Annotated in this window: 22 protein-coding genes; all 22 read left to right on the top strand. The window is 37.6% G+C overall.

Annotated features, from left to right (window positions below):
- Window positions 1-16: 16 nt before the first annotated feature.
- The 22 genes from hslV (at window position 17) to ribF (ending at window position 23833) form a co-directional block, all read left to right on the top strand.
- On the top strand, window positions 17-559 hold the full coding sequence (gene hslV / locus NHG49_RS19455) for an ATP-dependent protease proteolytic subunit HslV (protein WP_000526271.1): 543 nt from the start codon (window positions 17-19) through the stop codon (window positions 557-559).
- 22 nt (window positions 560-581) lie between these two features.
- The gene (gene hslU / locus NHG49_RS19450; RefSeq protein ID WP_000550070.1) at window positions 582-1973 is read left to right on the top strand and encodes an ATP-dependent protease ATPase subunit HslU; all 1392 of its coding nucleotides are present in this window, start codon (window positions 582-584) and stop codon (window positions 1971-1973) included.
- A gap of 77 nt (window positions 1974-2050) precedes the next feature.
- Window positions 2051-2830 carry a GTP-sensing pleiotropic transcriptional regulator CodY gene (codY, locus tag NHG49_RS19445; protein ID WP_000421290.1) on the top strand — a complete coding sequence of 260 codons (780 nt, stop codon included), beginning with the start codon at window positions 2051-2053 and terminating at the stop codon, window positions 2828-2830.
- A 350-nt stretch (window positions 2831-3180) separates the two neighbouring features.
- Complete coding sequence (gene rpsB, locus NHG49_RS19440; RefSeq protein ID WP_000111485.1) at window positions 3181-3882, top strand: 30S ribosomal protein S2; 702 nt, start codon at window positions 3181-3183, stop codon at window positions 3880-3882.
- Between the two features lie 103 nt (window positions 3883-3985).
- On the top strand, window positions 3986-4873 hold the full coding sequence (gene tsf / locus NHG49_RS19435; protein WP_064475011.1) for a translation elongation factor Ts: 888 nt from the start codon (window positions 3986-3988) through the stop codon (window positions 4871-4873).
- Window positions 4874-4939: 66 nt separating this feature from the next.
- Window positions 4940-5662 (top strand): UMP kinase, encoded by a 723-nt coding sequence (gene pyrH, locus NHG49_RS19430; protein ID WP_000042666.1) that lies wholly within the window; start codon window positions 4940-4942, stop codon window positions 5660-5662.
- A 2-nt stretch (window positions 5663-5664) separates the two neighbouring features.
- Complete coding sequence (frr, locus tag NHG49_RS19425; RefSeq protein WP_000531506.1) at window positions 5665-6222, top strand: ribosome recycling factor; 558 nt, start codon at window positions 5665-5667, stop codon at window positions 6220-6222.
- Window positions 6223-6307: 85 nt separating this feature from the next.
- Window positions 6308-7084, top strand: a complete 777-nt coding sequence (gene uppS / locus NHG49_RS19420; RefSeq protein WP_064475012.1) for an undecaprenyl pyrophosphate synthase — start codon at window positions 6308-6310, stop codon at window positions 7082-7084.
- Between the two features lie 17 nt (window positions 7085-7101).
- The gene (cdsA, locus tag NHG49_RS19415) at window positions 7102-7893 is read left to right on the top strand and encodes a phosphatidate cytidylyltransferase (protein ID WP_064475013.1); all 792 of its coding nucleotides are present in this window, start codon (window positions 7102-7104) and stop codon (window positions 7891-7893) included.
- A 23-nt stretch (window positions 7894-7916) separates the two neighbouring features.
- A complete protein-coding gene (gene dxr, locus NHG49_RS19410; RefSeq protein ID WP_064475014.1) occupies window positions 7917-9059 on the top strand; it encodes a 1-deoxy-D-xylulose-5-phosphate reductoisomerase in 1143 nt (380 codons plus the stop codon).
- A 17-nt stretch (window positions 9060-9076) separates the two neighbouring features.
- Window positions 9077-10333, top strand: a complete 1257-nt coding sequence (gene rseP, locus NHG49_RS19405) for an RIP metalloprotease RseP (protein WP_142289350.1) — start codon at window positions 9077-9079, stop codon at window positions 10331-10333.
- Window positions 10334-10442: 109 nt separating this feature from the next.
- Window positions 10443-12143: a proline--tRNA ligase gene (locus tag NHG49_RS19400; protein WP_088047269.1), complete on the top strand. Its 1701-nt coding sequence runs from the start codon at window positions 10443-10445 to the stop codon at window positions 12141-12143.
- Between the two features lie 124 nt (window positions 12144-12267).
- Window positions 12268-16569, top strand: a complete 4302-nt coding sequence (locus NHG49_RS19395; protein ID WP_064475017.1) for a PolC-type DNA polymerase III — start codon at window positions 12268-12270, stop codon at window positions 16567-16569.
- 333 nt (window positions 16570-16902) lie between these two features.
- Window positions 16903-17373 carry a ribosome maturation factor RimP gene (gene rimP, locus NHG49_RS19390; RefSeq protein ID WP_000359098.1) on the top strand — a complete coding sequence of 157 codons (471 nt, stop codon included), beginning with the start codon at window positions 16903-16905 and terminating at the stop codon, window positions 17371-17373.
- A 17-nt stretch (window positions 17374-17390) separates the two neighbouring features.
- Window positions 17391-18497: a transcription termination factor NusA gene (gene nusA / locus NHG49_RS19385; protein ID WP_000102596.1), complete on the top strand. Its 1107-nt coding sequence runs from the start codon at window positions 17391-17393 to the stop codon at window positions 18495-18497.
- Between the two features lie 11 nt (window positions 18498-18508).
- Entirely contained in the window at window positions 18509-18781 is a 273-nt protein-coding gene (gene rnpM, locus NHG49_RS19380; RefSeq protein ID WP_000071127.1) for an RNase P modulator RnpM, read from the top strand.
- The gene (locus NHG49_RS19375; protein ID WP_001286521.1) at window positions 18782-19093 is read left to right on the top strand and encodes a YlxQ family RNA-binding protein; all 312 of its coding nucleotides are present in this window, start codon (window positions 18782-18784) and stop codon (window positions 19091-19093) included. It begins immediately after the preceding gene.
- A 4-nt stretch (window positions 19094-19097) separates the two neighbouring features.
- Window positions 19098-21158, top strand: coding sequence for a translation initiation factor IF-2 (gene infB, locus NHG49_RS19370; RefSeq protein ID WP_064475018.1), 2061 nt, complete (start codon window positions 19098-19100; stop codon window positions 21156-21158).
- Complete coding sequence (locus tag NHG49_RS19365; protein WP_000582364.1) at window positions 21155-21436, top strand: DUF503 domain-containing protein; 282 nt, start codon at window positions 21155-21157, stop codon at window positions 21434-21436. Before infB ends, NHG49_RS19365 begins: the two co-directional genes overlap by 4 nt.
- Window positions 21437-21451: 15 nt before the next feature.
- The gene (gene rbfA / locus NHG49_RS19360) at window positions 21452-21808 is read left to right on the top strand and encodes a 30S ribosome-binding factor RbfA (RefSeq protein ID WP_000776445.1); all 357 of its coding nucleotides are present in this window, start codon (window positions 21452-21454) and stop codon (window positions 21806-21808) included.
- An 86-nt stretch (window positions 21809-21894) separates the two neighbouring features.
- On the top strand, window positions 21895-22818 hold the full coding sequence (gene truB, locus NHG49_RS19355) for a tRNA pseudouridine(55) synthase TruB (RefSeq protein ID WP_048545987.1): 924 nt from the start codon (window positions 21895-21897) through the stop codon (window positions 22816-22818).
- Between the two features lie 43 nt (window positions 22819-22861).
- Window positions 22862-23833: a bifunctional riboflavin kinase/FAD synthetase gene (gene ribF, locus NHG49_RS19350; RefSeq protein ID WP_064475019.1), complete on the top strand. Its 972-nt coding sequence runs from the start codon at window positions 22862-22864 to the stop codon at window positions 23831-23833.
- Window positions 23834-23851: the final 18 nt, after the last annotated feature.

The following is a 23851-nucleotide window of genomic DNA, read 5'->3' as shown; positions in this document are numbered from 1 at the left end:
AAAGGAGTTTTTTTCTATGGGAAATTTCCACGCTACAACGATATTTGCAGTTCATCATAATGGAGAATGTGCAATGGCTGGAGATGGTCAGGTGACAATGGGAAATGCAGTTGTAATGAAACATACAGCTCGTAAAGTCCGTAAACTTTTCCAAGGGAAAGTTTTAGCTGGCTTTGCAGGTTCCGTCGCTGACGCATTTACTCTTTTTGAAATGTTTGAAGGGAAATTAGAAGAGTACAATGGGAACTTGCAGCGTGCTGCAGTTGAGATGGCAAAACAATGGCGTGGCGACAAAATGTTACGTCAGCTAGAAGCGATGCTCATTGTCATGGATAAAACAACTATGCTTCTTGTTTCAGGTACAGGAGAAGTGATTGAACCGGATGATGGTATTTTAGCGATTGGATCTGGTGGGAATTATGCGCTTTCTGCAGGTCGTGCTTTAAAGCAATATGCAAGTGAACATTTAACAGCGAAGCAAATTGCAAAAGCGAGTTTAGACATTGCTGGCGATATTTGTGTTTATACAAACCACAATATAATTGTGGAAGAATTGTAGAATCGTAAGGGAGGCATTTTATATGCATTTACATTTTACTCCGCGTCAAATTGTGGAAAAATTAGATCAATACATTATCGGTCAAAAAGATGCGAAGAAAGCGGTTGCTGTAGCTTTAAGAAATCGATATCGTCGAAGTAAATTAGCTGAAAATCTACGTGATGAAATTGCGCCTAAAAATATTTTAATGATTGGACCGACAGGTGTTGGTAAAACAGAGGTAGCACGACGAATGGCGAAACTCGTTGGAGCACCTTTTATTAAGGTTGAAGCTACCAAATTTACAGAAGTTGGATATGTAGGTAGAGATGTAGAATCGATGGTACGTGACCTTGTGGAAACGTCAGTTCGTATCGTGAAAGAAGAAATGGTAATTAAAGTACAAGATAAAGCAGAAGAACAAGCGAACCAACGTCTTGTTGAAATTTTAGTGCCGAGTCCGGAGAAACAATCTGGATTTAAAAACCCATTAGAAATGCTATTTGGCGGTGCTCAAAATTCGAATCAAACATCTGATGCACAGGAAGATGTTGAAATTGAAAAGAAACGTCAAGATGTGGAAAGAAAGCTTGCCGCAGGACTTCTTGAAGATGAAATTGTATCGATTGAAGTGACTGAGCAACAGTCTTCCATGTTCGATATGTTACAAGGAACTGGCATGGAACAAATGGGGATGAATTTCCAAGATGCATTAGGAAGTTTTATGCCGAAAAAAACAAAAAAACGTAAACTTTCTGTAAAAGAAGCAAGAAAACTCTTGACAAATGAGGAAGCACAGCGCTTAATTGATATGGATGAAGTTACACAAGAGGCTGTTTATCGTGCTGAACAGCTCGGGATTATTTTTATCGATGAAATTGACAAAATTGCTGGTAAGCAGTCGAATAGCGTAGATGTATCACGTGAAGGTGTGCAACGTGACATTTTGCCAATTGTAGAAGGGTCGAATGTTGCGACAAAATACGGATCAGTAAAAACGGATTATATTTTATTCGTTGCAGCTGGAGCGTTTCATATGTCTAAACCGTCGGATTTAATTCCGGAACTGCAAGGGAGATTTCCGATTCGAGTAGAGTTAACAAAATTATCGACAGATGATTTTGTTAAAATATTAATCGAGCCTGACAATGCGTTAATTAAACAATATATGGCTTTATTAGCGACTGAAGGTATAGAAATTGAATTTTCAGACGAAGCTATTCGTAAGATTGCTGAGATTGCTTATCAAGTTAATCAGGATACAGATAATATTGGAGCAAGAAGACTTCATACGATTATGGAGAAACTCCTTGAAGATTTATCGTTTGAAGCATCTGAAATTACGTTAGAGAAAATAACGATAACACCTCAATACGTTGAGGAGAAATTAGCAACGATTGCTAAAAATAAAGATGTGAGCCAGTTTATTTTGTAATAGTGTCATCAGGTGACTCGCCCTAGTTTCCAAGTGATGAAAAAATATGTAAGTAACATGTAGGAGGAACTTTTGAAATGGAATTATTAGCAAAAACAAGAAAATTAAATGCGTTATTACAGAGCGCAGCAGGAAAGCCTGTAAACTTTAGAGAAATGTCTGACACAATGTGTGAAGTAATCGAAGCGAACGTATTCGTAGTAAGTCGTCGTGGTAAATTACTAGGTTATGCAATTCACCAACAAATTGAGAATGAGCGTATGAAACAAATGCTTGCAGAGCGTCAATTCCCGGAAGAATACACGCAAAGCTTATTCAACATTACAGAAACATCTTCGAACTTAGATGTAAACAGTGCTTACACAGCATTCCCAGTAGAAAATAGAGAATTATTCGGTCAAGGTTTAACTACAATCGTACCAATCGTTGGTGGCGGTGAGCGTTTAGGCACATTAGTGTTAGCTCGTCTTGGTCAAGAGTTCTTAGACGATGATTTAATCCTTGCTGAATACAGTTCAACTGTAGTAGGTATGGAAATCTTACGTGAAAAAGCAGAAGAAATCGAAGAGGAAGCACGTAGTAAAGCTGTTGTTCAAATGGCGATTAGCTCATTATCTTACAGTGAGTTAGAAGCAATCGAGCATATCTTCGAAGAATTAAATGGAACAGAAGGTTTACTTGTTGCAAGTAAAATTGCTGATCGCGTAGGAATTACTCGTTCTGTAATCGTAAATGCACTACGTAAATTAGAAAGTGCTGGTGTTATTGAGTCTCGCTCTTTAGGTATGAAAGGAACATACATTAAAGTGCTAAACGACAAGTTTCTACAGGAACTTGCTAAATTAAAAACAAACTAATTTATAAAACTCTCCTCGTTTTTTGAGGAGAGTTTTTTGTGTATAAAAGATTAATGGTGTTTGTAAAAAGCGTCATAATCGTGTTCTTTGGAAAAGCTATGAATTGCATTTCATTTTTTTGCTTAAAAGAAATGCAGGTTGGTAATACTAGAATTCGAGTATAAACAAAGAAAGTTTTACATTGTTCGCATTTTCGACTTGATTGTAATATTTCAGTATGATATAGTAAGCAGTGGTGTCAGTACAAAGTACACACGTTTACTGATTTAAGTGTTGGTGCTACGTTTGTAGTTTCGCTTAGAGATGAAGTAAACGGAGGATATCAAAAACCATTTAGGAGGAACTATATTATGTCAGTAATTTCTATGAAGCAATTGCTTGAAGCTGGTGTTCATTTCGGACATCAAACTCGTCGTTGGAACCCAAAAATGAAGCGTTACATTTTCACAGAGCGTAACGGTATCTACATCATCGACTTACAAAAAACTGTGAAAAAAGTTGAGGAAGCTTACAGAACGATGCGTGACATCGCTGCTGAAGGTGGAGACATTTTATTTGTAGGTACTAAAAAACAAGCACAAGAAGCTATTAAAGAAGAAGCAACTCGTGCTGGTATGTACTTCGTTAACCAACGTTGGTTAGGTGGAACTTTAACAAACTTCCAAACAATCCAAAAGCGTATCAAGCGTCTTAAAGACATCGAAAGAATGCAAGAAGATGGTACTTTCGAAGTACTTCCTAAGAAAGAAGTTGTTCAACTTAAAAAAGAGTTAGAGCGTCTTGAGAAATTCTTAGGCGGTATTAAAGATATGAAAGGTCTTCCAAGTGCATTATTCGTAGTAGACCCTCGTAAAGAGCGTATTGCAGTTGCTGAAGCGCGCAAATTACACATTCCAATCATCGGTATCGTTGATACAAACTGTGATCCAGACGAAATCGATCACGTTATCCCAGCAAACGATGATGCAATTCGTGCTGTAAAACTTCTTACATCTAAAATGGCAGACGCGATCCTTGAAGCAAAACAAGGTGAAGAAACTGTTACTGCGTAACAAATTTGGAAAGGTGATAAGGGGTTCGGCCTTTTATCACCTTTTTTAAGGTATAAACACCTTTATAAAAGGTATAAATACATATTTTAGGAGGATGAAAAATATGGCAATCACTGCACAAATGGTAAAAGAACTTCGTGAAAAAACAGGCGCAGGTATGATGGACTGCAAAAAAGCTTTAACAGAAACTAATGGCGACATGGAGAAGGCAATTGACTTCTTACGTGAAAAAGGTATTGCGAAAGCTGCTAAAAAAGCAGACCGCATTGCTGCTGAAGGTTTAACTTTCATCGAAACAAACGGTAACGAAGGTTTAATCTTAGAATTAAACTCTGAAACTGATTTCGTTGCGAAAAACGAAGGTTTCCAAGCATTAATTAAAGAATTAGCTGCTCACTTATTAGCTAACAAACCAGCTAACGTTGAAGAAGCTATGGCTCAAACAATCGAAGGCGGTAAAACAGTAGAAGAGCACATCAACGAAGCAATCGCTAAAATTGGTGAAAAACTTACACTTCGTCGTTTCGAAATCGTAACAAAAACTGATGCAGATGCATTCGGTGCTTACCTACACATGGGTGGACGCATCGGTGTATTAACAGTTCTTGAAGGTTCTACTGATGAAGCAGCTGCTAAAGATGTAGCAATGCATATTGCAGCAGTTAACCCTAAATACATCGACCGCGATGCTGTAACAGCTGAAGAAGTTGAGCATGAGCGTCAAGTATTAACACAACAAGCTTTAAACGAAGGCAAGCCTGAAAAAATCGTTGCAAAAATGGTTGAAGGCCGTCTAGGCAAATTCTTCGAAGAAATTTGCTTACTTGACCAAGCATTCGTTAAAAACCCTGATATGAAAGTTCGTCAGTTCGTTGAGTCTAAAGGCGGAACATTAAAAGGATTCGTTCGCTACGCTGTTGGTGAAGGTATCGAAAAACGCGAAGACAACTTTGCTGAAGAAGTAATGAACCAAGTAAAAGGTAGCAACTAATAAAGATTAGGGAACACATTGTGTTCCCTTTTTTAAAATAAAGATGTAAGCAATTGGAGGTTCATTATGAGTAAACCGAAATATAATCGTGTCGTATTAAAGCTAAGCGGAGAAGCGTTAGCTGGCGAACAAGGATTTGGAATTAACCCGTCTGTTATTAAATCAGTTGCGGAACAAGTGAAAGAAATTGCAGAACTTGATGTAGAGGTTGCTGTTGTTGTTGGTGGCGGAAACATTTGGCGTGGAAAAATCGGAAGTGAAATGGGAATGGATCGTGCTGGAGCAGATTACATGGGTATGTTAGCAACAGTTATGAACTCATTAGCTCTTCAAGATAGCCTAGAGAACATTGGAATTCAAACTCGTGTTCAAACTTCAATCGAAATGCGTCAAGTAGCAGAGCCTTACATTCGTCGTAAAGCAATTCGTCATCTAGAGAAAAAACGTGTTGTGATTTTTGCAGCAGGTACAGGTAACCCATATTTCTCTACAGATACAACGGCAGCACTACGTGCAGCGGAAATCGAAGCAGACGTCATCTTAATGGCAAAAAACAATGTAGATGGCGTATATAATGCAGATCCATCTCTTGACCCAACAGCTACGAAATACGAAACACTTACTTACTTAGATGTATTAAAAGAAGGTTTAGGTGTAATGGATTCAACAGCTTCTTCTTTATGTATGGACAATGATATTCCATTAATTGTATTCTCGGTTATGGAAAAAGGTAACATTAAACGTGCCGTTTTAGGCGAAAATATCGGAACAGTTGTAAGGGGGAAATAAATATGGGACAACAAGTATTGAAGTCTTCAAATGAAAAAATGGAAAAAGCAGTTGCTGCTTACTCTCGTGAATTGGCAACAGTTCGCGCAGGTCGTGCAAGCTCGTCTGTATTAGATAAGGTACAAGTTGATTACTATGGTGCACCAACACCTGTTGTGCAATTAGCGAACATTACAGTTCCAGAAGCACGTTTACTTGTAATTCAACCTTATGATAAAACTTCTATCGGTGATATTGAAAAAGCAATCTTAAAAGCGGATTTAGGCTTAAATCCTTCTAATGATGGAACTGTAATTCGTATTGCATTCCCTGCATTAACAGAAGAGCGTCGTCGTGATCTTGTAAAAGTTGTAAAAAAATATGCTGAAGAAGCAAAAGTTGCTGTTCGTAATGTACGTCGTGACAGTAACGATGATCTTAAGAAGCTTGAAAAAGCTGGCGATATTACAGAAGATGATTTAAGAGGATATACTGAAGATATCCAAAAAGAAACAGATAAATATATTGCAAAAGTTGACGAAATCGCAAAAAACAAAGAAAAAGAAATCATGGAAGTGTAATAGCGATACCTTCGCAAATATGACCCTCTTCTTAAGGGGGTCTTTTTACACTTTTAGGCATACGTCTGCTTGCTGGAGGGTATGAATGATGTTTAAAAACTTTCCTTTTTTTAAAAGTAAAAAGGTCGCATCGTTTGATCATCTCGTTGAAAAAGTGAAAAAAGGATACGTCCCAGAACATATTGCCATCATTATGGATGGTAATGGAAGATGGGCAAAGAGGAGAGCGATGCCTCGTATTGCGGGACATCATGAAGGCATGCAAGTTGTAAAGAAAATCACAAAATTTGCAAGCAAACTTAATGTCAAAGTATTAACTCTTTATGCTTTTTCAACTGAGAACTGGAAAAGACCGAAAAAGGAAGTTGACTATTTAATGAGGCTTCCAGAAGAATTTCTAGGTACATTTTTACCAGAATTGATTAAAGAGAACGTACAAGTCCGAGTAATAGGACAACAAGATCGTCTTCCTACGCATACACGCAGAGCGATGGAAAAGGCCATGGAAGATACGAAAGAGAATACGGGATTAATTCTTAATTTCGCGTTAAACTATGGAAGTCGAGATGAGATCGTTTCTGCTGTGCAACATATGGTGAAAGATAGTGAGGAAGGAAAAATTCGTGTTGAAGATGTAAGTGAAGAAATGCTTTCTTCTTATTTAATGACGAGTTCTTTACCTGACCCAGAGTTGTTAATCCGTACGAGCGGAGAGCTACGTATTAGTAATTTCATGTTATGGCAAATTGCATATTCGGAATTTTGGTTTACAGATGTGTATTGGCCAGATTTTACCGAGGAACATTTGCTAAATGCGATTACAGACTTTCAGCATAGAGGGCGCAGATTCGGAGGCGTGTAGAAAGAGAGGGTTTGGTAGTGAAACAGAGAATTATTACTGGAGTGGTTGCTGCCGCGCTATTCATTCCCATCGTAATTTACGGTGGCGTGCCTTTTACGGTTTTAGTGTATGCACTTGCTTCTATAGGTTTATATGAATTAATTCGTATGAATAAGCTTACGCTTATTTCAATACCAACAGTTTTAGCTGCAGTATTATTATGGATCATTTTAATTCCAAGTAGTGCATCAGAACTGTTTACGCAGATTGGATTAGGTAAATTAGAAATCACATTTGTGATTGTTTTATTACTTTTATCATATACAGTCCTTTCTAAGAATACATTTACTTTTGACAATGCTTCATTTTTACTAATGGCAACAACATATGTTGGAATGGGATTCCTATATTTGAATGAAACGAGAATATTAGGAATTAAATATGTGTTTTGTGCATTATTTGTTATATGGGCTACTGATTCAGGCGCATATTTCGTAGGAAAGGCATTAGGAAAGAGGAAATTGTGGCCAGAAATTAGTCCAAATAAAACGATTGAAGGTTCAATAGGTGGCATCGTTTGTGGAATTGTTGTGGCACTCGTTTACAATATGTTCTTCCCTGTTGAGGCTAATGTAGGGATTTTAATTGTGTTGACAATTATCATTTCTATTTTTGGACAAATTGGTGATTTAGTACAGTCTGCATTTAAACGTCATTATGGCGTAAAGGATTCAGGTACGATTTTACCTGGACATGGTGGTATATTAGATCGAACAGATAGTTGGTTATTTGTTTTACCAATTCTCTACTTCTTATTACAATACAATTAATAAATGAACGAGGGGTTGGAGTCATGAAAAACATTAGTTTATTAGGTGCAAGCGGATCAATTGGTACACAAACTTTAGATGTATTACGCTCGCACCCAGACCAATTCCGTCTCGTTGCTTTTTCTGTAGGGAAAAATATTGACTACGCAGTAAATGTAATTCAAGAATTTTCTCCGCAAATCGTCTCTGTGCAAAGAGAGGAAGATGTTTTAAAATTACAAGCTGTCTCTGGTAATACAAAAGTTGTATATGGTAGTGAAGGGCTTTTAGAAGTAGCATTACATCCAGATGCGGAGATTGTAGTAAATGCTGTTGTAGGTAGCGTAGGGTTGTTACCAACACTTCGTGCAATTGAGGCGAAAAAAACAATTGGAATTGCAAATAAAGAAACATTAGTAACTGCAGGGCATCTTGTAATGGAAGCGGCACGAAAACATAATGTTTCGTTACTTCCGGTAGATAGTGAACATTCAGCTATTTTTCAATGTTTGAATGGTGAAAATGAAAAAAGAATTTCTCGACTAATTATAACGGCTTCCGGTGGAAGTTTCCGTGATAAAACGAGAGATGAATTGCATCATGTGACCGTAGAAGATGCACTTCGACATCCAAACTGGTCAATGGGTTCGAAAATTACAATTGATTCTGCTACAATGATGAATAAGGGGCTAGAAGTAATTGAAGCACATTGGCTTTTTGGTATCCCTTATGAGCAAATCGATGTTGTTTTACATAAAGAAAGTATTATCCATTCTATGGTTGAATTTGAAGATCGTAGTGTAATGGCACAGCTTGGCTCACCTGATATGCGAGTACCAATTCAATACGCGCTTACATATCCTGATCGATTGCCTCTAACAGACACAAAACAGTTAAACTTATGGGAAATAGGGACGTTGCATTTTGAAAAAATGAACCAAGAACGATTCCGTTGCCTACGTTTTGCGTATGAAGCTGGAAAAGCAGGTGGAAGTATGCCAGCTGTAATGAACGCAGCGAATGAAGTAGCTGTTGAAGCTTTTTTACAAAAGAGAATTGGTTTCTTAACAGTGGAAGACCTCATTGAAAAAGCAATGAACCATCACAATGTCATTGCACGTCCGAGCTTAGAGGAAATTTTGGAAATTGATGCAGCCACAAGACGGTTTGTGATGGAACAAATTTAGCAAAGGTGGTTATGGAATTGAATACAGCGATTGCCTTTATATTAATTTTCGGTGCACTCGTATTTTTCCATGAGCTAGGGCATCTATATTTCGCAAAAAAAGCAGGTATTTTATGCCGTGAGTTTGCGATTGGTTTTGGTCCGAAAATATTCTCATTTGAAAAGAATGAAACGGTGTATACGATTCGATTACTGCCCCTTGGTGGCTATGTAAGAATGGCTGGCGAAGATGCAGACACAGTTGAGTTAAAGCCTGGAAAAAAGGTTGGCCTTGTATTAAATGAAAAAGACGAAGTTGCGAAATTAGTTTTTGATGGATATGAAAAGTATCCAAATGTTCGTGTCATTGAAGTCGAACAAGCTGATTTAGAGCATAATTTAACAATTTCGGGCTATGAAGAGTACGAGGAAGAGCTTCAAACATTCCGAGTGAATGAAAAGGCTCGTATTATTACTGCTGGTGAAGAAATACAAATTGCTCCGTACAATAGGCAGTTCGGATCCAAGAAATTGGGTCAACGTGCCTTAACAATCTTTGCAGGTCCTGCAATGAACTTCATTTTAGCATTTGTTATTTTTGTGATTCTTGGATTTGTACAAGGTGTTCCTGTTGACAAGCCAATGGTCGGAAAAGTAATGGAGAATAGTGCAGCCGAGCAAGCTGGATTAAAAGAAAATGATACAATTCAAGCAATCGATGGGAAAAACACAAGTACATGGAAAGATGTTGTTACCGTTGTACGTGAAAACCCAAATAAAGAAATTACGTTACAAGTAAAGCGTGATAATGAACAGTTTAATGTAAAAGTAACGCCAACACTCGATAAAGAAGGAAAAGACGAAGTGGGTAGAATTGGTGTTTACTCTCCAGTAGAGAAAACAGTAATGGGTTCTATTAAATCAGGATTTGAACAAACATACCAATGGACAAAACTAATTTTTGATTCACTTGTGAAATTAGTAACTGGTCAATTCTCTATTAATGAGTTGTCAGGTCCAGTAGGAATTTATAATCTAACAGATCAAGTTGTAGATTATGGATTTACGCGTGTATTAAGTTTAGCAGCAGTTTTAAGTATTAACCTTGGTTTATTTAATTTACTACCAGTCCCTGCTTTAGACGGTGGACGTTTGTTCTTCTTCTTAATTGAAGCGTTACGAGGGAAACCAATTGACCGCCAAAAAGAAGGAATGGTTCACTTTATTGGTTTTGCATTATTAATGTTACTTATGTTAGTTGTAACTTGGAATGACATTCGTAAGTTTTTCTTGTAAAATAAAGTGAAACTTATAATGAAATAGAGCTCGTAGAATAAAATCCCTCACCTAACTCGAGGTGAGGGGTTTTACTGCGTGAAAGAGTAAAATGAAGAGGTGCGAATAAATGAAACAAAGTATGGTATTCAGTCCTACATTACGTGAAGTTCCAGCTGATGCGGAGATTAAGAGTCATCAGTTATTACTTCGCGCAGGTTTTATGCGTCAAAATGCTTCTGGTATTTATAGTTTTCTACCATTTGGATTAAAAGTACTACACAAAGTAGAACGTATCGTTCGAGAAGAAATGGAGCGCGCAGGAGCTGTAGAATTATTAATGCCAGCGATGCAAGCGGCAGAATTATGGCAAGAATCAGGCCGTTGGTATTCTTACGGATCTGAATTAATGCGTATGAAAGATCGTAACGCTCGTGAATTCGCATTAGGAGCGACACATGAAGAAGTAATTACGGATCTTGTACGTGATGAAGTGAAATCATATAAAAAATTACCGTTAACATTGTACCAAATTCAAACAAAATTCCGTGATGAACAAAGACCTCGTTTCGGTTTATTACGTGGAAGAGAGTTTCTAATGAAAGATGCATACTCTTTCCATGCTACACAAGAGAGTTTAGATGAAGTATACGATCGTTTATACAAAGCATACTCTAACATTTTTGCTCGTTGTGGCTTGAATTTCCGTGCAGTTATTGCTGACTCTGGAGCAATGGGCGGAAAAGATACGCATGAATTTATGGTATTATCTGAAGTTGGTGAAGATACAATTGCATACTCTGATACATCTAATTATGCAGCAAACATCGAAATGGCTCCTGTTGTAGCTACGTATACGAAGAGTGATGAAGCAGAAAAGGCACTTGAAAAAGTAGCAACACCAGATCAAAAAGCAATTGAAGAAGTATCTGCATTCTTAAACATTGAAGCTGACAAGTGCATTAAGTCTATGGTATTTAAAGTAGATGAGAAATTAGTAGTTGTACTTGTACGTGGTGATCATGAAGTAAACGATGTAAAAGTGAAAAATGTATACGGCGCTTCAGTTGTTGAGCTTGCTTCTCATGAAGAAGTGAAAGAATTATTAAACTGTGAAGTTGGTTCTTTAGGACCGATTGGTGTAACAGGTGATATCGAAATTATCGCAGACCATGCTGTAGCATCAATTGTTAACGGTTGTTCAGGAGCGAACGAAGAAGGATTCCATTATGTAAATGTAAATCCAGAACGTGACTTTAAAGTAAGTCAATATACAGATTTACGCTTCATTCAAGAAGGAGACCAGTCTCCAGATGGAAACGGAACAATTCTTTTCGCACGCGGAATTGAAGTTGGTCATGTATTCAAATTAGGAACTCGTTATAGTGAAGCAATGAACGCAACATTCCTAGATGAAAACGGAAAAACACAACCACTTATTATGGGTTGTTACGGTATCGGTGTATCTCGTACAGTGGCAGCAATCGCAGAGCAGTTTAATGATGAGAACGGTTTAGTTTGGCCAAAAGCTGTTGCACCGTTCCATGTGCATGTAATTCCAGTAAATATGAAATCTGATGCACAACGTGAAATGGGTGAAAATATCTACAACTCATTACAAGAACAAGGGTACGAAGTATTACTAGATGATCGTGCAGAACGTGCGGGTGTTAAATTTGCAGATGCAGATTTATTCGGCCTTCCAGTTCGCGTGACAGTTGGTAAAAAAGCAGACGAAGGTATTGTAGAAGTGAAAGTACGTGCTACAGGCGAGTCTGAAGAAGTGAAAGTAGAAGAACTTCAAACATATATTACAAATATTTTAAAATAAGAAGAGGTACCTCGTAATGAGGTACCTTCTCTTTCTTTGTAAACGTATTTTGTAAAAGAAGAAGGGAGAAATCTTTCTTTGTAGTACGTTTCAATTTATAATAGCAAATGGAAGGAGAGTGCTTATGTCTTTAACAAATGAACAACAAGAGCGATTTCAAATTTTGCTCCAGCAGTTGCAAATACCAGACGACCTTATAAATCAATATTTACAAGGTGGTGGTATTGAAAGGCTCGTTATTGATAAAGCGAATAAAAGTTGGCATTTTGATTTACAAGTGCCACGTATTTTGCCTACAGAATTATATGAATTGCTAGAAACAAAGCTTAAGCAATCATTTTCTCATATTGCAAGAACAACATTTGCATTAGAAACAGAGAATAAACAATTTACAGAAGAAGAAGTGAGGGCGTATTGGCCGCTTTGTACGGAACGAATTACATTTTCACCTATGTTTGCTTACTTAAAGAAGCAGCTTCCGCAGGTGAATGGAGTGAAGTTGCTAATAAATGTGAATAATGAGCTGGAATCTACTGCTTTAAAGAAAAACGTTGCGAAACCAGTAGGGGATCAATACGAAACTTTTGGATTCCCGCGTTTTCAGTTAGACACACATATACAGCAAAATACAGAAGAAATGCAAAAGTTTCGTGAGCAAACGCAGCAAGAAGATCGTGAACGTGTTATACAAGCTATGGAAGAAATGGCGAAGAAGCAAGCTGAAGAAAGTAGCGTTGTGCATGAAGGACCGGTTGTACTCGGATATCTCATTAAGCCGGATGAAGAGATTACACCGATGCGAGAAATTCAAGATGAAGAAAGAAGAAAAACAGTTCAAGGATACGTCTTCCATGTAGAAACGAAAGAGCTGCGTAGTGGCCGTACGTTATTAACTTTAAAAATAACAGACTATACGGATTCAATTATGATCAAAATGTTCTCGCGTGACAAAGAAGATATTCCAATGCTGCAATCCTTGAAAAAAGGAATGTGGGTGAAAGCGCGTGGTTCTGTTCAAAATGATACATTCGTTCGAGATTTAGTAATGATTGCAAATGATATAAATGAAATAACAGGACCGTCTCGTAAAGATAAAGCGCCAGAAGGTGAAAAACGTGTAGAGCTGCATCTTCACACACCGATGAGCCAAATGGACGCTGTTACTCCTGTTTCTAGACTTGTTGCCCAAGCAGGTAAATGGGGACATGAGGCAATCGCTGTTACAGACCATGCTGTTGCGCAGTCTTTCCCAGAGGCATATTCTGCGGGTAAAAAGGCTGGGGTTAAAGTTATATATGGTGTAGAAGCGAATCTAGTTAATGATGGTGTACCAATTGCATATAACGAAGCGCATCGTTTACTTGCAGAGGAAACATATGTTGTTTTCGACGTTGAGACGACAGGTTTATCAGCTGTATATGATACTGTTATCGAGTTAGCGGCTGTAAAAGTAAAAGGTGGCGAAATTATTGACCGCTTTGAATCTTTCGCAAATCCACATCAGCCATTATCTGCGACGATTATTGAATTAACAGGTATTACAGATGATATGTTAACGGATGCACCAGAAGTGGACGAAGTGTTTAAAAAGTTTGAAGAATGGATGGGCGACCATACACTTGTTGCTCATAACGCAAGTTTTGATATGGGCTTTATTAACGTAGGTTTTAAAAAGGCTGGGCTAGAAAAAACGAATAATCCTGTTATTGATACGTTAGAACTTGCAAGATTCTTATTCCCAGAAATGAAAAACCACCGATTAAATACGATGTGTAAAAAGCTTGATATTGAATTAACGCAACATCACCGTGCGATTTATGATACAGAAGCAACGGGATACTTACTTGTGAAAATGTTAAAAGATGTGATTGAAAAGGGATTTGAATATCACGATCAATTAAATGATAGCATGGGGCAAGGGGATGCGTATAAGCGTGGACGTCCAAGTCATATGACGTTACTTGCCACATCAGATGTAGGGTTGAAAAATTTATATAAACTTGTTTCCTATTCTCACCTAAATTACTTTTATCGTGTACCACGAGTACCAAGGTCACTATTAAAAAAATATCGTGAAGGAATTTTAGTAGGAACGGCTTGTGATAAAGGTGAAGTGTTTGAGGCGATGATGCAAAAAGCTCCTGAAGAGGTAGAAGAAATTGCGCAGTTCTATGATTACATTGAAGTAATGCCTCCAGAGGTGTTACGTCATTTAGTAGAACGTGAACTGGTTCGAGATGAGGGACAATTAAAAACAATTATTTCTAACTTAGTAAAACTAGGTGAGACGTTAGATAAACCAGTTGTTGCTACAGGAAACGTGCATTATATAGATCCAGAGGATGCAATGTATCGCAAAATTTTAGTCAGTTCGCAGGGCGGAGCCAATCCGTTAAACCGACATTCATTACCACCTGTACATTTCCGTACAACGGATGAAATGTTAGAGTGTTTTTCATTCTTAGGTGAAGACGTAGCGAAAGAAATTGTTGTAACGAATACACAAAAGGTTGCATCATTGATTGGTGATGTTCATCCGGTGAAAGATGATCTATATACACCGAAAATTGAAGGTGCAGATGATGAGACGCGTGACATGAGTTATAAAATGGCGCGTAGCATTTATGGTGAAGAGTTACCTGAAATTGTAGAAGCGCGTTTAGAAAAAGAATTAAAAAGTATTATTGGGCATGGATTCGCCGTAATTTATTTAATTTCACATAAGCTTGTGAAGAAATCGTTAGTAGACGGATATTTAGTAGGTTCGCGTGGATCGGTAGGTTCATCGTTCGTTGCAACGATGATGGAAATTACAGAAGTAAACCCATTACCACCACACTATGTATGTCCGAAGTGTAAGCAATCAGAATTCTTTAATGATGGTTCTGTAGGTTCTGGTTTTGACTTGCCGGATAAAGAATGTCCTGCATGTAATGTTCCATACGTGAAAGATGGACATGATATTCCGTTCGAAACGTTCCTTGGATTTAAAGGAGATAAGGTACCCGATATCGATCTGAACTTCTCCGGGGAATACCAACCACGTGCTCATAACTATACGAAAGTACTGTTCGGTGAAGATTATGTATACCGTGCGGGTACAATAGGTACAGTCGCGGAAAAAACGGCTTATGGATATGTAAAAGGTTATGCAAATGATCATAATTTAACGATTCGAAATGCAGAGATTGACCGCTTAGTAGCAGGATGTACGGGCGTAAAACGTACAACCGGACAGCATCCAGGTGGTATTATCGTTGTACCAGATTACATGGATATCTTTGATTTCTCACCAATTCAGTTTCCGGCGGATTCAATAGGGGCTGAGTGGAGAACGACACACTTTGATTTCCACTCCATTCATGATAATTTATTGAAACTTGATATACTAGGACACGATGATCCGACTGTTATTCGTATGTTACAAGATTTAAGTGGTATTGATCCGAAAACAATCCCGACAGACGATCCAGAAGTAATGAAAATTTTCTCAGGCCCGGAATCATTAGGGGTAACGGAAGAACAAATTAACTGTAAAACAGGTACACTTGGTATACCAGAGTTTGGTACGAAATTCGTAAGGCAGATGTTAGAAGAGACGAAACCTACGACATTCTCTGAGTTAGTCCAAATCTCTGGACTATCACATGGTACAGACGTATGGCTTGGTAATGCAAACGAGTTAATTTATAACGGTACATGTACGCTGAGTGAAGTTATCGGTTGTCGTGATGACATTATGGTATATTTAATCTATCAAGGTTTAGACCCATCATTAGCCTTCAAAATCATGGAGTCAGTTCGTAAAGGTAAAGGTGTACCGGAAGAATGGGAAGATGACATGAAAAGTAATAATGTACCAGGTTGGTATATTGATTCATGTAAGAAAATAAAGTACATGTTCCCTAAAGCCCATGCGGCTGCTTACGTACTTATGGCTGTACGTATTGCATACTTTAAAGTACATTTCGCGCTTCTATTCTATGCGGCATACTTTACAGTTCGTGCAGATGACTTTGATATAGAGGCGATGGCGAAGGGTTCAGCATCTATACGTGTAAGAATTGATGAAATTGCGCAAAAAGGTTTGGATGCAGCGCCGAAAGAGAAAAGTTTATTAACAGTACTAGAAATGACACTTGAAATGTGTGAGCGTGGATACTCATTCCAAAAGGTTGATTTATACCGTTCGCATGCAACAGAATTTATTATTGATGGGGATACTTTAATTCCTCCATTTAATGCAGTGCCTGGACTTGGTACAAACGCAGCTTTAAGTATTGTAGAAGCACGCAAAAATGGAGATTTCTTATCAAAAGAAGATTTACAGCAGCGCAGTAAGGTTTCGAAAACAATTATTGAGTATTTAGATAGTCAAGGTTGCTTAGGCGATCTACCTGATCAAAACCAGTTATCACTGTTCTAATAGGTAGGAAAAGTCTTTGCAAATCAACATTTGCTATGGTATACTATTAACCGAGATAACCATGTCATGTATATTGTGTAAAAAAAAGAGTGGGGAAACCCACTCTTTCGTGTTACTATCTACGTTTTATTGATGTGGAGAGGTAAGAAATTTCTGTCGTATATACATATTTTGTTATAAGTTTTACTTCTTAAATTTGGTAATACTAAGACAGATATTCCCTGCTTAACGGCAGGGGCTTTTGTTAGCTAACGAGAAAGAATAAGATGGACCGTTTTTATGGACGGGGTCTTTTCTTGTAAATGGTACATGGCGGCAGGAAGGAGGCTGTTTATGGATAAGAAAGTCACAGAAGTTGTAGAAGCATTTGCGCAGCCAATCGTTGAAGAGTTAAATCTTGAACTTGTAGATGTAGAGTATGTGCAAGAAGGACAAGACTGGTTCTTACGCGTATTCATCGATTCTGAAAAGGGAGTCGACATTGAAGAATGCGGTGCGGTAAGTGAACGTTTAAGCGAAGCTTTAGATAAAGAGGATCCAATTCCTCATCTTTACTTTTTGGATGTATCATCTCCTGGAGCGGAACGCCCATTAAAGAAAGAGAAAGACTTCCAGCAAGCGGTAGGAAAACAAGTGGCAATTAAAACATATGAGCCGATTGATGGTGAAAAAATGTTTGAAGGAAAGCTACTTTCCTACGATGGTACTACAATTACATTATTATTAACAATTAAAACACGTAAAAAAGAAATCCAAATTCCAATGGATAAAGTTGCAAATGCGCGACTTGCTGTTACGTTTTAGTTAGAAGGGGGATCTTCATGAGCACTGAGTTGTTAGATGCCTTGCTCGTATTAGAGTCAGAAAAAGGAATCAGCAAAGATATTATTATTGATGCGATTGAAGCAGCGTTAATCTCTGCTTATAAACGCAATTTTAATCAAGCACAAAACGTTCGTGTGAGCTTTAACCCAGAAGTGGGAACAATTCAAGTTTTAGCACGTAAAGACGTTGTAGATAATGTGTTTGATCCACGTCTTGAAATTTCTGTTGAAGAAGCAAGACAAATTAATCCAAACTATCAAGATGGTGACGTACTAGAGATTGAAGTAACACCAAAAGATTTCGGTCGTATTGCAGCACAAACTGCAAAACAGGTTGTAACACAACGAGTGCGCGAAGCAGAGCGTGGTGTTATTTACTCTGAGTTTAGTGACCGTGAAGAAGATATCATGGTGGGTATCGTACAACGTCAAGATGCTCGTTTTATCTATGTAAGCTTAGGGAAAGTAGAAGCTTTATTACCTGTAAGTGAGCAAATGCCAAACGAACAGTACAAACCACATGATCGTATTCGCGTATTCATTACGAAAGTAGAAAAAACAACAAAAGGACCACAAATTTACGTATCACGTACACATCCTGGTCTTTTAAAACGTTTATTCGAAATGGAAGTTCCTGAAATTTATGATGGAACTGTTGAAATTCGTTCTGTAGCACGTGAAGCTGGCGATCGTTCTAAAATTTCTGTACATGCAGAGAACATTGATGTTGATCCAGTAGGTTCTTGTGTAGGACCGAAAGGACAACGTGTACAACGCATTGTAGACGAATTAAAAGGCGAAAAGATTGACATCGTTCGCTGGTCAAATGATCCAGTAGAATATGTTGCAAATGCTTTAAGCCCATCACAAGTTGTTAAAGTGCTTGTAGATGAAGAAGAAAAAGCAACAACTGTTGTTGTTCCAGACCACCAACTGTCATTAGCTATTGGTAAGCGTGGACAAAATGCACGTCTTGCAGCTAAATTAACAGGTTGGAAAATTGATATTAAGAGTGAGTCTGATGCGAAACAACTTGGTATTGTAACAGAAGAAGATAGCGTAATCGCATTCGGATTCGATTCAGTTGAAGACGAAATCGAATAGAGGTGATGAGTATGAGCAATCGAAAAGTTCCGTTACGAAAATGTGTTGCAACGCAAGAAATGAAATCAAAACGAGAGCTCGTTCGCATTGTTCGTTCCAAAGAGGGAGAAGTGTCCATTGATTTAACTGGAAAGAAATCAGGACGAGGTGCTTATTTATCAAAAGATAAAGAAAGTATTCTTCAAGCCCAAAAGAAAAATGTTTTGGAACATCATCTAAAAGCGAAAATCGACGGTTCTCTATACGAAGAGCTTCTTGAGCTTGTTGAGAAGGAGTCGAAATAAGTGTCCGATTGGAAATCGTTTTTAGGACTAGCAAACCGGGCTCGGAAAATTATTTCGGGTGAAGAACTTGTTTTAAAAGAAGTACGAAGTGGCAAAGCAAAACTTGTATTGCTATCTGAAGATGCGTCAGCAAATACTACAAAACGCATCACGGATAAAGCGACGTATTACAACGTACCAATGAGAAAGGTCGAAAATCGACAACAATTAGGGCATGCGATTGGGAGAGACGAGCGAGTCGTTGTAGCTGTGTTAGATGAGGGCTTTGCGAAAAAGCTGCGTAGCATGCTCGATACAAATTACCGGGGGTGAAGGTATGAGTAAAATTCGAGTGCATGAATATGCAAAACAACATAATATCTCAAGTAAAGATCTTATGACAAAACTAAAAGAAATGAATATCGAGGTTTCGAATCATATGACAATGTTAGACGATGAAGTAGTAAACAAATTAGATAATGCGTACCAAACTGAAAAACCTTCTGTTGCAGATGAGTTTGAAGTAGAAGAAAAAGTTGTTCGTAGTAAAAAGAACAGCAATAAGAAAAAGAAAAAAGGCAAAGGAAATGAAGACAAACGTCAAGATAACTTTGCTGGAAGACAACAAACACAAATTGTAGAAACACCAGATAAACTTACTTTCTCTGGAAGTCTTACAGTAGGTGAGCTTGCTAAAAAATTAAGCAAAGAGCCGTCTGAAATTATTAAGAAGCTCTTTATGCTTGGAATTATGGCAACAATTAACCAAGACTTAGATAAAGATACAATTGAGTTAATTGCTACTGATTATGGTATTGAAGTAGAAGAAGAAGTAGTTGTAAGTGAAACTGAATTTGAAACATTCATCGATGAGCAAGATGATGAAGAGAACTTAAAAGAGCGTCCAGCTGTAGTTACAATTATGGGGCACGTTGACCATGGTAAAACAACTTTACTTGACTCTATCCGTAATTCAAAAGTAACTGCAGGCGAAGCAGGTGGAATTACTCAGCATATTGGTGCATACCAAGTTGAAGTAAATGACAAGAAGATTACATTCTTAGATACGCCTGGTCACGCGGCATTTACAACGATGCGTGCTCGTGGTGCGCAAGTAACGGATATTACAATTCTTGTTGTTGCAGCTGATGACGGTGTTATGCCACAAACAGTTGAAGCGATTAGCCATGCGAAAGCAGCTGGAGTACCAATTATTGTAGCTGTGAATAAAATGGATAAACCAGCGGCAAATCCTGATCGTGTAATGCAAGAATTAACAGAATATGAATTAGTTCCAGAAGCTTGGGGCGGAGATACAATTTTCGTACCAATTTCTGCAATTCAAGGTGAAGGAATTGACAACTTACTAGAAATGATTCTTCTTGTAAGTGAAGTAGAAGAATATAAAGCAAATCCAAACCGTTATGCAACTGGTACTGTAATCGAAGCACAGCTTGATAAAGGTAAAGGAACTATCGCGACATTACTTGTTCAAAACGGTACACTTCGAGTTGGAGATCCAATCGTTGTTGGTACTTCATTCGGACGTGTTCGTGCAATGGTAAGTGATATTGGTCGTCGTGTAAAAGTTGCTGGTCCATCAACTCCTGTTGAAATTACAGGTTTAAATGAAGTACCACAAGCGGGAGATCGTTTCATGGCATTCGCTGATGAGAAGAAAGCTCGTCAAATCGGTGAATCACGTGCACAAGAAGCGTTACTTGCTCAACGTGGTGAAAAATCTAAATTAAGCCTTGAAGATTTATTCCAACAAATCCAAGAAGGCGATGTAAAAGAAATTAACTTAATTGTGAAAGCAGACGTACAAGGTTCTGTAGAAGCAATGGCAGCGTCACTTCGTAAAATTGATGTTGAAGGTGTTAAAGTTAAAATTATCCATACAGGCGTAGGTGCGATTACAGAATCTGATGTTATTTTAGCTTCTGCATCTAATGCAATTGTAATTGGATTTAACGTACGCCCTGATGTGAATGCGAAGCGTACAGCTGAATTAGAGAATGTTGATGTTCGTTTACACCGTATTATCTATAAAGTAATCGAAGAAATCGAATCAGCAATGCAAGGTATGCTGGATCCAGAATTCGAAGAAAAAGTAATCGGTCAAGCGGAAGTACGCCAAACATTCAAAGTAACAAAAGTTGGAACAATCGCAGGTTGTTACGTAATTGACGGTAAAATTACACGTGATAGTGGCGTGCGTATTATCCGTGATGGCGTAGTAATTTTCGAAGGACAACTTGATACGTTAAAACGTTTCAAAGATGACGTAAAAGAAGTTGCACAAAACTATGAGTGTGGTATTACAATTGAGAGATATAATGATCTTAAAGAAGGGGACATCATTGAAGCGTACATTATGGAAGAAGTGAAGCGATGATTATCGCTTCACTCTCATTCGAGTGTATGATTTACGATGTGCATTCTTTAAAAGAGAAACGAGCAATTTTGCAACGGGTGCTAACTCGTGTGAAGCAGCGTTATAATGTAGCTGTTTCAGAAGTAGGGCATCAAGATGTATGGCAACGTACAGAAATTGCAATTGTTTCTGTATCCTCTAATCGTGTTATTTGTGAAAAAGAAATGAATCGTGTACTCGAGTACATCGATTCATTTCCTGAAATTGAACGTACAATAACACAATTGGAATGGTATTGAATGAGGTGAAGAGTTATGAAATTACGTGCAAACCGTGTAGGCGAGCAAATGAAAAAAGAATTAGGCGACATCATCAGTCGTAAAATTAAAGATCCACGTGTTGGATTTGTTACAGTAACAGATGTACAAGTGAGTGGAGATTTACAAATTGCTACAGTATATATTTCTGTTTTAGGTGATGAGGAACAGAAAGAAAGTACATTAAAAGGTTTAGCGAAGGCAAAAGGTTTCATTCGTTCAGAAATTGGCCAGCGTATTCGTCTTCGTAAAACACCGGAAATTTCCTTTGAGTTTGATGAGTCTATCGGATATGGTCATCGAATTGATACACTTTTACATCAAATTAATAAAGACGGTAAACGTGAAGAATAATGGATAGACATTTGTCTATCCATTTTTTCAATGCAAAATTAATTTTGGATAATTACTATGAAAGAATTATGATGAGGTGAACATATATGGAAGGTGTAGTATTATTACATAAGCCAAAAGGCATGACATCACATGATTGTGTATTTAAATTAAGAAAGATATTGCGTGAGAAACGAATTGGTCATACAGGAACATTAGATCCAGATGTAACAGGAGTATTACCTATTTGTGTAGGACGAGCAACGAAGATTGCACAATTTTTAACGAGTGAGACGAAAACATATGAAGGTGAAGTAACACTTGGATTTTCAACGACAACTGAAGATGCTTCTGGTGAAGTTGTTGAAACGAAAAATGTAGATCGTGTTATTACTCGTAAGGAAGTAGAAGGGGCTCTTGCTGCATTAACAGGTACGATTGAACAAATGCCTCCGATGTTTTCAGCTGTAAAAGTTAACGGAAAAAAACTATATGAATATGCAAGAGCAGGACAAGAAGTTGAACGTCCAGTTCGTACAATTACAATTCATGAATTTGTATTACTAGATGATCGTGAAGTGTTTGAGGGGGAAAATATTTCATTTCGTTTCCGTGTAACGTGTAGTAAAGGGACATATGTAAGAACATTAGCAGTAATGATTGGTGAAAAACTTGGTTTCCCATCACATATGTCTCACCTTGTAAGAACAGCTTCGGGTGAATTTTTATTAGAAGATTGCATATCATTTGAAGAAATTGAAGAAAACGTGCAAAATGGAACAGTAGAGTCTATCTTCATTTCAATTGATGAAGCATTAAGTAAGTTTCCAAAAATGGTTGTAGATGAAAAGCAAGCAGAGAAAATAAAGAATGGTATGTTCTTAAAAAATGAATTGCAAATAACGGCGCCATTTATAACAGTGTTTGATACAAATAATCGCTGCCTTGCAATTTATGAGCACCATCCAAAACACCCTGGTATGCTAAAGCCGATGAAAGTACTTGTGAATAATCAAGAACTAAAGCTATAATGAATTATTGGAAGGATTATTACAGAAAAAGGTGAATTCAAGCGTGAAACTTATTCATTTAACTCATCCACATGAACAAAATAAATTAGAATTACCACCTACTGTAATGGCATTAGGATTTTTTGATGGCATTCATTTAGGACATCAATGTGTGATTCGAACTGCGAAACAAATAGCTGATGAACGAGGATATAAAAGTGCAGTTATGACATTTTATCCGCACCCATCTGTTGTTTTAGGAAAAAAGGAAGCGCATGCGGAGTATATTACACCAATGTGTGATAAAGAAAAAATAGTCGAAAACTTAGGGATCGATATATTATATGTTATTAAATTTGATGAATCGTTTGCAGGCTTATTGCCACAACAATTTGTAGATGATTATATTATTGGTTTGAATGTAAAGCATGTAGTAGCAGGGTTTGATTATTCATATGGACGTTTAGGAAAAGGAAAGATGGAGACTTTACCATTTCATGCAAGAGGGGAGTTTACACAGACTGTGATTGAAAAAGTTGAATTTCAAGAAGAGAAAGTAAGTTCTACAGCATTACGAAAGTTAATTCGAAATGGCGAAATGGAACAAATTCCATCTATTTTAGGTAGAGCATATACAGTAGGGGGAACGGTTGTACACGGTGATAAGCGTGGACGTCAAATTGGTTTTCCTACAGCTAATATAGGTTTAAGTGATGAGTATCTATTACCACCTGTAGGTGTTTATGCAGTGAGATTAAAAGTTCACGATGAATGGTACGATGGTGTATGTAATATTGGATATAAACCAACTTTTAAAGAAGATGAGCGTCAATTATCTATTGAAGTGCACTTATTTGAATTTAACAAAGACATATATGAACAAAATGTTACAGTAGAGTGGCATATGCGTATAAGAGAAGAAAAGAAATTCAATGGCATCGATGAGTTAGTTGAACAAATTGCAAAAGATAAGAAAACAGCACAAGAATATTTTGCGAACGAAAAGAATATACTTGCTTTTTCAAATGAAAAGTAGTATTCTATGTTATGTACT

The organism is Bacillus sp. IBL03825 (genome assembly GCF_024712505.1).
In the GTDB taxonomy this organism is placed as follows: Bacteria; Bacillota; Bacilli; order Bacillales; family Bacillaceae_G; genus Bacillus_A; species Bacillus_A wiedmannii.
Note: the sequence above shows the minus strand (reverse complement) of the source record. Positions and strands in the feature narration are given on the sequence as shown.